This is a genomic window from uncultured Serinicoccus sp., from assembly GCF_947500995.1.
Taxonomy (GTDB): Bacteria; Actinomycetota; Actinomycetes; order Actinomycetales; family Dermatophilaceae; genus Ornithinicoccus.
In genome coordinates this window covers 229,946-240,508 of the sequence record NZ_CANMUA010000002.1, presented here as the reverse complement: position 1 = coordinate 240,508, position 10,563 = coordinate 229,946, and the positions used below count along the sequence as shown (strand labels likewise).

Here is a 10,563-nt window from a genome sequence, read left to right as displayed (position 1 = left end):
CGTGGCTGACCAGCAAGGACTCGTGCCAGGGGCGCTTGTCGAGGGGGTCGTCGACGGCGAGACCGTCCGCGTGTTGACGGTGCGCCACGCCGGGGAGTCGGCCCTCGTCTCTTACCAGCGCGGGTCGGGGGAGCTGGGCAGCGCCTTCCTCAACCGTGAGCAGGCTGCCGCCGTCGCACCGGCCCGGCTGTCGGCAACCTTTGGCGCATCGTGGCCGGACGTCCAGCTGGGGCTGCTGGCACTAACGCTGACCGCCGCGCCTCACGAGGGCCGCCTGCTCGCAGTCAGCTCCTCCAACATCGCGCCGCTGCCGCACCAGGTGCAGGCCGTCTACCAGGAGATGCTCCCGCACGAGCAGCTCCGCTTCCTCCTGGCCGACGACCCCGGGGCGGGCAAGACGATCATGACCGGGCTCTATCTGAAGGAGACGCTCGCCCTGCAGCGGGCCGGACGGGTACTGATCGTCGCGCCGGGGAGCCTGACCGAGCAGTGGGTTGAGGAGATGTGGACCAAGTTCGGCCTCGCCTTCGTCGAGCTGGGGATGGAGCACCTCGACCGCGGCGACCCCGCCCGGCCGACGGTGGCCCCGGCGGGGCCACTGGTCGTGGCCCGGGTGGACCAGCTGGCGCGCAACGTCGACCTGCGGGAAGCGGTGCTCACGACCGGGTTCGACGTCGTGGTCGTTGACGAGGCACACAAGATGAGCGCCCGGGACTGGGGGTCAAAGACGTTCTTCAGCAAGCGCTACCAGTTGGGACAAGATCTGGCGGCGGCGGCTGAGCACCTGCTGCTGCTCACCGCGACGCCGCACAACGGTAAGGCCTCGGACTTCCAGCACTTCATGCGCCTGCTGGAGGTCGAGCTGGACCCTGACCGCCCGGTGCTCGAGCAGGCCCCGGTGCGCCGCCTGGTGAAGGAGCAGCTCGTCCACGCCGACGGGAGCCCGCTGTTCCCACCCCGTGTGGCCTCCACGCTCACCTACACCATGGCTGGCCCGGAGCGGATGCTTTACGACGCGGTGACCGAGTACGTCGCCGACGAGATGAACAAGGTGATGGACGACACGGTTCGCAGGCACGTGGGCTTCGCGATGATGGTGCTGCAGCGGCGCCTGGCCTCCTCGCCCGAGGCGATCCTGCGCTCGTTGGAGCGGCGGCTCGACCTGCTCCGCACACAGCTGGAGCTAGCCCAGGAGGCCGAGGAGGACCTGCGTCGCCTCCTGGCGGCATCGCTGGAGGGCGGTCCTGTGGCTGTGGGGGATCGAGACGAGGAGGACGATGTCGACGACGACGCGCGCTCGGATGCGACGTCGGCCCGGACCCCGGCCGAGCTGCAAGGGGAGATCCTGGTGCTCGAGCGGCTCGTGGCCAGGGCGCGGCAGGTGCGACAGGAGGGCGTCGACCGCAAGTGGGACGCCCTCGCGGGCCTGCTCACCAGTCCGGACATGACCGACGAGCGCGGCTTCCGGCGCAAGATCATCGTCTTCACTGAGCATCGCGACACGCTGGACTACTTGGAGGAGCGCTTAGGGGAGATCCTTCGGCCGCGGGAGCGAGTGGCGGTCATCAGCGGGTTGACGTCCCGGCACGATCGCCGACAGGCGCAGCACGACTTCACTCATGACCCGGGCTGCTCGGTGCTTCTGGCGACCGATGCCGCCGGGGAGGGTGTCAACCTGCAAGTTGCTAATTTGATGGTGAACTACGACATCCCCTGGAACCCCAACCGGCTCGAGCAGCGGTTCGGCCGAATCCATCGGATCGGGCAGGAGCGCACCTGCCACCTATGGAACCTCGTCGCGGCCGACACCCGTGAGGGTGCTGTCTTCGAGACCCTGCTGGACAAGCTGCAGGTGCAGCGGGACGCTCTGGGGGACCGGGTCTTCGACGTGCTGGGCGACGTGCTGTCCGGAGCAGATCTGAGCCGGATCCTCACGCAGGCGGTGCGGGGCATCTCGGGCGGTGACGGGCTGGGCGTGCTGTCGGACCGGCTGGACCGTGGTCTGGCGGAGGAGGTGCAGCGACGCACAGCCAGCACGACCGAGTTCACCCAGGAGGACCTGGAGCTGATCCAGCGGCAGCTGGCCTGGGCCCGAAAGTTTGACCCGCAGGTCTCGACAGTGCCGGAGTTCGCCCGGCGGGCGCTGCGGCGCTACGGGGCGGAGGTGCACGAGGTGGGTGAGGGCGTCTGGTCGGTGCCCTACGTGCCGGCGGTGCTGGCTGAGGCTCCGGGGGTGGAGCGGCACTACCGCCGTTTGCATCTGCAGCGTGACGGGCTGGACGACGAGGTGGGGGCCAGCCAGTTCCTCGCGCCGGGCCATCCACTGCTGACGGCGCTGACGCGCTGGGTGTTGCAAGACCTCGCTGAGGTGATGGTGGACGGGGTGACCCTGGTTGACCCGACGGCCGCGGCCGACTACCTCCTGCTGACCACGACGGAGGTCGGCTACCCCAGGACGTGGCGGGTCGAACGAGATGGTGGCCGGGAAGAGGTGGCGGTGGGGGCTGCCCTGGAACTGACGCCGGACGGGTCGGCGGACCGTGCCTGGGCCATGGAGCTGGCCGAGGTGGCCGGGGCGGTTGGTCCGCAGACCGTCGCCGTCGTGGCCGTCCGTGGGACGGGTAGCGAGGCGGAGGTGTCGGACCATAGTGGTCGCCTGTCAGAGTTGGCTGAGGAACTGAGCCTTGAGGGAATCGTGGTCCGCGGAAAGCAGGGAGAGGGATTCGATCTCGCGGTGGAGAGAGGGCCTCACGTGGACTTCGTTACCGAAGCTTAGGGGCCCCGCGCTCAGCGGCGGCATCGGCGGCATGACCACCTTGGCGGCCTTTGGTGTTGAACCGGCCCGGAATGGGGCAGACCCCGCATGTCTTGATGACCGACCCCCTAGGAGGTCCGGCGGCTGATTCGGGCCCACCCGTGAGCCACGATCGTCTCGCCGGCCGTAGAATTACGGAGGATTGTGGCGTAGGGCCGTCCGCCTGAGGACGGCTGGAGGGCACCCTGCGAGGGGTCTACGGGTGGTGTCTCGTAGGTTGTCCTATGGACGAAGTTGGGCGGCGGAGCAGGTCACCCGGCCGACCGCGTTGCAGTCAAGACTTGACGGTCACGTCGTCACCGGACGTCGTCACCCCACAGCGCAGCCCGGAGGAGCGACGCCACCCTCTCCCGACTCACCGACCGAGGGTTCGAGTCCGGGATCGCCGCTGTCGCCAGCTCGGCCGCCAGGTCGACGTCGTCCTCGGTGAAGCCGATCTCACCGAGCGAGGCGGGCGCACCCACCACTCGGGCGAGATCCCACAACCCCGCTGCGGCGTGGGCGGTCCCGAGGGCCTCGGCGATGCGGGCGTCGGAGTCCCGGTCCGCATCGGCGTTGTAGGCCGCGACGTACGGCAGCATTACCGCATGGGTCGGGGCATGGGGCAGGTTGAACGTCCCGCCCAGGACGTGGCAGATCTTGTGGTGCATCCCGGCGCCCGCCGAGGCGAGGGCCACCCCCGAGAGGTAGGTGCCGTAGAGCACCTGCTCATGAGCGCGCACATCCGACGTGTTAGCCCGGAGGCCGCGCAGCCCCGGGACCAGCGCGCGCATCCCCTCGCCGGCCATGGCCCGGTTGATGGGGTCGGCGCGCGGGGCCCACAGGCTGTCCACGGCGTGGGCCAGGGCGTTGAGGCCGGAGTGGACCGCGAGGTCGGTCGGCAGACCCTGGGTCAGCGTCGCGTCGTAGACCACGACCCTCGGCAGCACGCGGAGGTCGGCCCCGGTGGTCTTGCGCTCGTCCTCGGTCATCCCCCAGATGTCGGTCGCCTCCGACCCCGAGAAGGTGGTGGGCACCGCGACGACCGGCACCCCGGTGTCCCGGGCGACGATCTTGGCGAGCCCGGTGGCCGAGCCGCCGCCGATGGCGACGACCGAGTCCGCACCCACGTCCTGCGCCAGCGCGTTCGCCTCCCGTGCCCGCTCCGCCGGCACGTGCTGCACGACCTCGCCGATGTGGCCCGCAACGGCGAACTCCGCGGAGACCTGGTCCACGACCTCGCTTGCGTGACCCCCTCCCACGAGCAGCGGGCGGGAGACCCCCAGGTCACGCAGGGCCGCGGCGATGTTCGCCCCGGCCGCCCCGGTGCCGAAGAGCACGCGTTGCCCCAGCGTGGTGTGGTCGAACCTGATCTCCATACGATCCTCTCCCTCGTCCCGCACCGGCGGCGCGGTCATCGGTGTCCGGTCGTGCTCACGGTATGCCGCAGCAACCGGGCGGTGAGCTCGCTCGCCGTCGCGCTGACCTCGTGCTCGGCGCCCGGCTCGACGAGCGAGGTGAGGTGGGCGCCCATACCTCGCAGTTGGTCCTCCGTCTGCGCCATCCGGGTGCGGGGCACCCAGGGGTCGTCCTCGCACCCGGCCAGCAGGGCCGGCGTGCCGTCGAAGTCACCCGCGAACGACACCTCCTCGCGCTCGGACCTGACGTAACCACCGGTGAGGACGACGAGGCCGGCATACCGCCTGGGGTGCAGGAGCGCCCAGTGCGCGAGCAGGCAGGCGCCCTGGGAAAACCCGAGCAGCACCACCCTTTCCGGCGGCCACCCCGCGGCCGCGAGGCGACCCACATGCTCGTCGACCGCCTCGAGCGACCAGGCGAGCCACGGGTCGTCGTCCGGCCGGTCCTCCATGAAGCCGTAGGGATACCAGCTCCGCCCGGCTGCCGCCGGCGCGAGCCAGCGCAGACCCTCGACGTCCAGCCGCTCGGCGAGAGCGCGCATGTCGGCGGGGGACTGGGTGCGTCCGTGCACCGCGAGCACCGCGACCGGCGCGTCCTCCTCGCCCCAGCACTCCGCGCCCGCGGCGAGGTGCGGGTTCTCGCCGCCTTGCGGTCGTGCCGGAGCCCCGGAGCTGGTCACACCTCGATCGGTTCGAGCTGGCCCATGATGTGGCTGCGCTCGGACTCGAACTGGGGCGGCAGCATGAAGGCCTGGCCGAGCTCCTCGGGGGACTCGTCGCAGTCCCACCCACCCTCGCTGTGGGTGACGGCCAGCTCGAAGAGGGCGCCACCGGGCATGCGGACGTAGTGGGACTTGAAGTAGGTGCGGTCCTTCAGCTCGGAGATGTCGGTGTAGCCGGCGCCCTCGATGTCGAACTTGACCTGCTCCTGGTTCTCCAGGTCGCCGAGGTTCCAGGCGAAGTGGTGGTAGGTGCCCGCGCCGAACCGCCAGGTGCCCTGGTCGTCGGTGCGGTTGCCGCGCAGCTCGACCCAGTTGCCGTGCTTGGCGTCGCCGACCCGGAACCGGGCCAGGTCGCCCTCCTCCTCGACGTCGCCGGCGAGGAAGAACGCCTCCTGGCCGAAGTCGACCGAGCGGTCCTGGTCGTAGACGTGGATCCCGATGCCGTGGATGCCGTGGACCGCGTGCTCGCGGGTCACCCCGTGGGCCTGGTGGCCGACGCGGGGGTCGTCGTCGCTCTCGACGAGCTGGTACTCGATGCCGGACGGGTGCGCGAAGGCGAGCCGGCGAGCGCCGAAGACCTCGACGGAGGTGCTGTCCACGTCGTGGTCGGCGAGCCGCTTGGACCACCAGTCGAGCGAGCCGTGGGGCACCGCGAGCAGCACCTCACGGGCCTGGTTGGTGCCGCGGCTGCCGTAGAGGTTGGCCTGCGCCCACGGGAACGTCGTGATCACCGAGGACGGGTCGCCGTTCGCGTTGGAGTAGTAGAGGTGGTAGACGGGCTTGGACCCGTCGTACAGCACGGTCTTCTTGATGAAGCGCAGGCCGAGGATCCTGGTGTGGAAGTCGACGTCCTCCTGGGCGCCGGCGACCGAGAGCGTGACGTGGTGGGAGCCGTTGATGTACGTCATGGGCGAATCTCCTTTGATGCGCACCCAGAGCGGTGACCGACCCGATCGTCGGTCTTCGGACGCTAGCACTCGTCGTCTTGTCGGACAATAGGTGCGAAGTATGCAGGTCTTGTCCGCTTTGTGACCACATCGCCGGGTGTTGGGCGCTAGGCTCGGTCGCATGACTGCAGCGACGACATACCGGGAGACTGGTGCGACCGACGCTGCGCCGGCGTCCCGGTCGGAGCGGGTCCACCAGGAGCTGAGCCGGCAGATCCTCGACCATCAGCTGGCGCCCGGGCAGCGCCTCATCGAGCGCGAGCTCATCGACCGGTTCGAGGTGTCCCGGGCGACCGTGCGCGAGACGCTCCGCCAGCTGGCTGCCGAGGGGCTCGTCCAGATCCAGCCACGGCGCGGGGCCGTGGTGCGGGCCATCGACAGCGGCGAGGCGAGGGACCTCTACCGGCTGCGCGCGGCGATCGAGGGGCTGCTCGTCGAGACCTTCGTCGAGCGCGCCGGGGTGGCGGACGTCCAGCGGCTGCAGGAGGCCCTCGACGCGCTCGATGCGGCGGTCGAGGACGGGCTGGCGGCCTCCGAGGTGATGCGGGTCCGCGACGACTTCTACGAGGCTCTCTTCGCCGGTGCGGGGAGCTCCGTGCTGCGCGAGGAGCTGGGCGTGGTCCAGGCGCGGGTGCGGGTCCTCTGCGTCTCCAGCCTGTCCGAGTCCGGTCGCGGCGCGACGGCGGTGCGCGAGCTGCGGGCGGTGACCCAGGCGATCATCGAGTGCGACGGTCCGCGGGCAGCGACGCTGATGCGCGAGCACCTGGCCTTCGCCGCTGCCGCCACGCTGCGCACCCTGCCGCGGGCCGACTGAAGCCTGGCGGGGCGCCTGGCTGACTGCTGAGCGCCTGACCATGCCGTGAGTGGGGTCCTCGCCCGCCTCAACGCATCTCGTCTCAATCCATCTCGCGGCTGTTCTCCGTGATGCCCATGTAGCGGCGCTGGGTGATGAGAAAGGCGACGTCGGCCTTTCGCGCCAGGCGGTAGGTGCCGATGCATAGGACGATGATGCCGACGATGTTCATGACCGCGGACACGACGAACCACACGGACGCGCTGCCGTCCGAGTACATCGACGCGTTCATCATCCCGCGAAACCCCAGGACGAAGGGCAGAGCCGCCGCGAGGAGGAGTCCCAGGCCCCAGCCGATGAGCCCTGCGGCGGGTGCCGCGGAGCCCCACTTCATACCCGCCGGGCACGGCTCGCCCGATTCGGTGTGGTGAATGGCGATGCCGCCATGGTCATCCGTCGTCTGCTCGGTCCTGCACGCATCGCAGGTTCGCGTGGTGCTGGCGGTCGGCTCGGTCACTGAGTCCCCCCAAGTCATCGGTGGTGTGCGAGAGCAGTAGACCAGAAGAACGGCAACGAGCACTGGCAAGACGCCCCACGCTCATCGAGGTGTCGTCGCCCCGGAGCCTGCCCATGACATCGCCGGTGAATGTCCTGTCGTGCCGGACATGTGCGCGGCCATCTCCGAGACGACGATTCGCGCTCCTGGTTGCTCGTCAGCCTCCGCCGGTCGCTTCCTGGCGATGATCTCGTCGACTCGTTCGTCGTCAGGCTGCGCGTGCGTCCACTGGCCCTCGCGCGGTCCGATGACGGGGGTGAGGGCGTCGATGGTCGGCTTGATGAGGTTGTCGAGGTCCCAGCCCGGGTGCTTGCCGTGTCGCTGGGCGGTGACGAAGTCGACGTGCACGCTCAGCCGGCCCCGCAGAGTCGGGCGCCCACCCATGGCCTCGACTGCCGCCAGCTCCACCAGGTCCCGCCACGCCCGCTCGCCTGCCGTGGCGAAGGTCGCGGGTTGCCCTGAGACAGAGAAGCTCACGCTCACGTGGCTGAGGTGGTCGGCATCACCTGACGCACGTGGCGCTGGGCGAGGGACACGAGGAGTCGTCGGGTGCGTCGGAGGGGGAGGGGCGACGATGTAGCCCGAGGTGGTGTCGCCATACACCTCGAGATCCTCGCGACGGTGGCGCCACGACCAGGCGAGGTAGGCGCAGAAGATGGCATCGATCTCGTCCTCGATGCCATCCAGATGCATGGGGCGCGAGGCTTCGTCTGCTGTCCTTCTGAGCTGCAGCCACCGTTCGTTCTCGACCACCTCCAACTGGTCGAGACCTTCCATCCGGTCCAACAGCTCCAGGGTCGCCGCCCGTCTCACCTCGACGGTGCGACCACCCTTTCCTTTGTAGGGCAGGATTCGTCCGAGGTGGAAGAGTCCGACCATCGCCGGGTGGGGGTAGACCTCCAAGCAGACGCCGGGCCCGTTCGATCCGGGATCGGGATTCCACCCCCTGCGGTCCGCCAACAGCTGTGCCCGCGGGGGATCGAAGTAGGGCTTGCTCAGGTTGCTGGCGTGGCAGCCCGCGTCGTAGCGCCCGAAAGCCGCGGTGATCATGCGTTCGCAGGGTCGCTGCCCGTCCGGGTTGGTGACGATGAGCGGCGCGTCCACAGCAACGACGTCGGGGAGATCGGAGGTATGCCTGTCGAGCCAGGTGTCGATCTCCGTGTTGCTCCTCACGGAGGCCGACGCCACGAGGCGGCCGTCGTCATCCAGTGCGGCGAGCCCGGTACGCGCCCGGTCGTTCCATGCCAGGTCGATTCCTACGAACATCTGGAGATTGTGTCAAGAATGGTGGCGCCCAGACCATCGGTACTATCGGCCGCATGGCGGGCGATGGGGCGACGGTCCAGGTATTCGAGACGCAGGATGGCCTTCTGCTCTTCGGTGACGAGGACGCACTCGTCCAGATCGAGGACCATTCCCTCACACCAGTGAAGAAGATCTCGCCGCAACAGGTGGCGCGAGTCGCCGGCTATGTCGGAGTGGCGGCAGGCGACGCCATGGCCAACAGTGGCAGGTGGGTCAAACTCACGGCAGAGTCAGCCGAAGCCGTCAAGAAGGCTGGGGGAGTAGGCAAAGTCGCCTCTGGAGTCCTGCGGGGTGACACGGGAAAGATCCTCCAGCACCTCAAGCTCGACCCGCTGTCTGCAGGGGCCCTCGCGACACCCACCGCGTCAGCCGTTCTGGGCGGCCTGGCGGCCCAGTACGCGATAGAGGCGGCCCTCGACGACATCACGGCATACCTCGAGATCATCGACGCCAAGCTGGACAAGCTGCTCAAGCAGCGCAAGACGCAGACGCTGGGCCAGCTCGGCGGCGTGACCGCCGTGATCGACGAGGCGGCGAGCATCTTCGAGCAGACCGGCAGGGTGTCGTCGACCACGTGGTCGAAGGTCCAGAGCAACTCGCTTGCGCTGGCGACCATGCAGCACGAGGCGATCGCCGAGCTGGCGGCTCTGGCCGAGGAGGTGGCCCGGAGCGCGGGCGATGCCGACCAGGCTGCCAAGGTGCTGGGGGAGGCGGCGGACGACGCTCAGTTCTGGCTGGGCGTGCTGGCGCGGTGTATCGCGCTGCAGGACCGGCAGTACGTCCTCGAGCTCGCCCGGGTCTTCGACGAGGGTCCTGAGCAGGTCGACAGCCACCGGCAGGGCATCGAGATCGCCCGAGCCGATCGAGTCAGGCGCATCGAGCAGGCGTTGCGGGACATTGCGGCCTCGGTGTCCGAGTCCGCTGCGCTGTCGAACCTCTCGACCGTCGTCAACCCGCTGAGCGCGCCGCGGGTCGCGCGACGCGCCGGTGCGATCACCACCCACGTCGCGACCTTCGCCCAGCACGCGGACCTGCAGGTCGCTGGGATCGAAGTGGCGTCGACGCCCTGGCGACGGGCCGCGCGCGGGCTCTTCGACGAGACCTCGACCGCCGTCGGTGGCGCGGGTGCCAGCGCCGTGGGTAGGGCGAAGGGTGCCGGTCAGCGCGTCGGGAAGTTCCGAGACGATCGCGTGCTCCGACGGGCGCGCAAGATCGAGGAGAAGCGCGGGCTCGGGGCAGACGACGACCAGCCCTGATCGCGGCGTACGAGGGCGAACCGGGGATCGCCGGTCAAAGCCCTTGTGGACGACGTGGAGTGATCTTCAGCCGCCGGGCGCGAAGGTGGGGAACCCGAGATGGCGACTCGCCTCCGCGAGCCGGTCGTCGTAGGTCACTACGCCGAGCAGATCGTCCTCGAGCATCAGCGCCGCCGCAAGGTGCAGCGCGTCCAGCGAGCGAAGCGCTGGTGGCTCGGGGCGGGCGGCTTCCTCGAAGACGGCCGACCCAACCGGACGGCCGTCAGGGTGTCGAGGACCTGGCGCGCCAGCGGCGCCACCTCGGCCGCGCGCGCCGGAACTCGGTGCGTGCGAGGTCGGAGGTCGCGAGCGACTCAGGACGGGACCCGAGCCACCCACGAAGCGCCTCGGGCTCGGGCTTCGGGGCGACAAGCTTCACGAGTCCCGAGGTGTAGAGGTACCAGGCCATCAGTACCGCCGGTCCTCACGGTCATGGGCGAGAGCCTTCGACACCGCGGTGGTGGACGTGCCCTCCGGCCGAGGGAGGTCCGCCAGATCCGCCCGAGGCGGGCGGGCGAGTCCCGCGTTCACGAGCTCAGAGGTGCGGTTCGCGCCGAAAGGCACCAGCCGGGCGACCGGCCGACCGTGGTCGGTGACCACCAACGCCTCCCCGGCGGCTGCCCGGGAGACCGCCGCCGAGGCATTCTGCTTGAACTCGCGGATGCCGATGGACTGCTCTGGCACAACGCTCTCCGTCCCCAATGATGGGGTACAACGGTAGCACTTTCGGTAG

9 protein-coding genes are annotated in these 10,563 nt (G+C 69.6%); 3 read left to right on the top strand and 6 right to left on the bottom strand.

The annotated features are described in order from the left end of the window. Window position 1: 1 nt before the first annotated feature. Window positions 2-2,776: a DEAD/DEAH box helicase gene (locus Q0967_RS04235; protein ID WP_299449193.1), complete on the top strand. Its 2,775-nt coding sequence runs from the start codon at window positions 2-4 to the stop codon at window positions 2,774-2,776. Window positions 2,777-3,111: 335 nt separating this feature from the next. On the opposite strand, the gene Q0967_RS04230 is transcribed toward Q0967_RS04235, so the two are convergent. Genes Q0967_RS04230 through Q0967_RS04220 form a run of 3 tightly spaced genes read right to left on the bottom strand, consistent with a single transcriptional unit; the run spans window position 3,112 to window position 5,842 of the window. Next, window positions 3,112-4,173 (bottom strand): maleylacetate reductase, encoded by a 1,062-nt coding sequence (locus Q0967_RS04230; RefSeq protein WP_299449190.1) that lies wholly within the window; start codon window positions 4,171-4,173, stop codon window positions 3,112-3,114. Window positions 4,174-4,208: 35 nt separating this feature from the next. Next, on the bottom strand, window positions 4,209-4,892 hold the full coding sequence (locus Q0967_RS04225) for an alpha/beta hydrolase (RefSeq protein ID WP_299449187.1): 684 nt from the start codon (window positions 4,890-4,892) through the stop codon (window positions 4,209-4,211). Further along, the gene (locus tag Q0967_RS04220) at window positions 4,889-5,842 is read right to left on the bottom strand and encodes a VOC family protein (protein ID WP_299449184.1); all 954 of its coding nucleotides are present in this window, start codon (window positions 5,840-5,842) and stop codon (window positions 4,889-4,891) included. Before Q0967_RS04220 ends, Q0967_RS04225 begins: the two co-directional genes overlap by 4 nt. A gap of 160 nt (window positions 5,843-6,002) precedes the next feature. Here Q0967_RS04220 and Q0967_RS04215 point away from each other — a divergent pair, with 160 nt between their 5' ends. Next, window positions 6,003-6,695, top strand: coding sequence for a GntR family transcriptional regulator (locus Q0967_RS04215; RefSeq protein ID WP_299449181.1), 693 nt, complete (start codon window positions 6,003-6,005; stop codon window positions 6,693-6,695). An 82-nt stretch (window positions 6,696-6,777) separates the two neighbouring features. Here the strand turns inward: Q0967_RS04215 and Q0967_RS04210 are convergent, their stop codons facing one another. Further along, window positions 6,778-7,191 (bottom strand): hypothetical protein, encoded by a 414-nt coding sequence (locus tag Q0967_RS04210; protein WP_299449178.1) that lies wholly within the window; start codon window positions 7,189-7,191, stop codon window positions 6,778-6,780. Window positions 7,192-7,272: 81 nt separating this feature from the next. After that, window positions 7,273-8,496, bottom strand: a complete 1,224-nt coding sequence (locus Q0967_RS04205; protein ID WP_299449176.1) for a DUF429 domain-containing protein — start codon at window positions 8,494-8,496, stop codon at window positions 7,273-7,275. 53 nt (window positions 8,497-8,549) lie between these two features. Between Q0967_RS04205 and Q0967_RS04200 the strand changes: the two genes are divergently transcribed. Then, window positions 8,550-9,791 carry a hypothetical protein gene (locus Q0967_RS04200; protein WP_298746396.1) on the top strand — a complete coding sequence of 414 codons (1,242 nt, stop codon included), beginning with the start codon at window positions 8,550-8,552 and terminating at the stop codon, window positions 9,789-9,791. A gap of 447 nt (window positions 9,792-10,238) precedes the next feature. Here the strand turns inward: Q0967_RS04200 and Q0967_RS04195 are convergent, their stop codons facing one another. Further along, window positions 10,239-10,514: a type II toxin-antitoxin system Phd/YefM family antitoxin gene (locus tag Q0967_RS04195; protein ID WP_298746398.1), complete on the bottom strand. Its 276-nt coding sequence runs from the start codon at window positions 10,512-10,514 to the stop codon at window positions 10,239-10,241. Window positions 10,515-10,563: the final 49 nt, after the last annotated feature.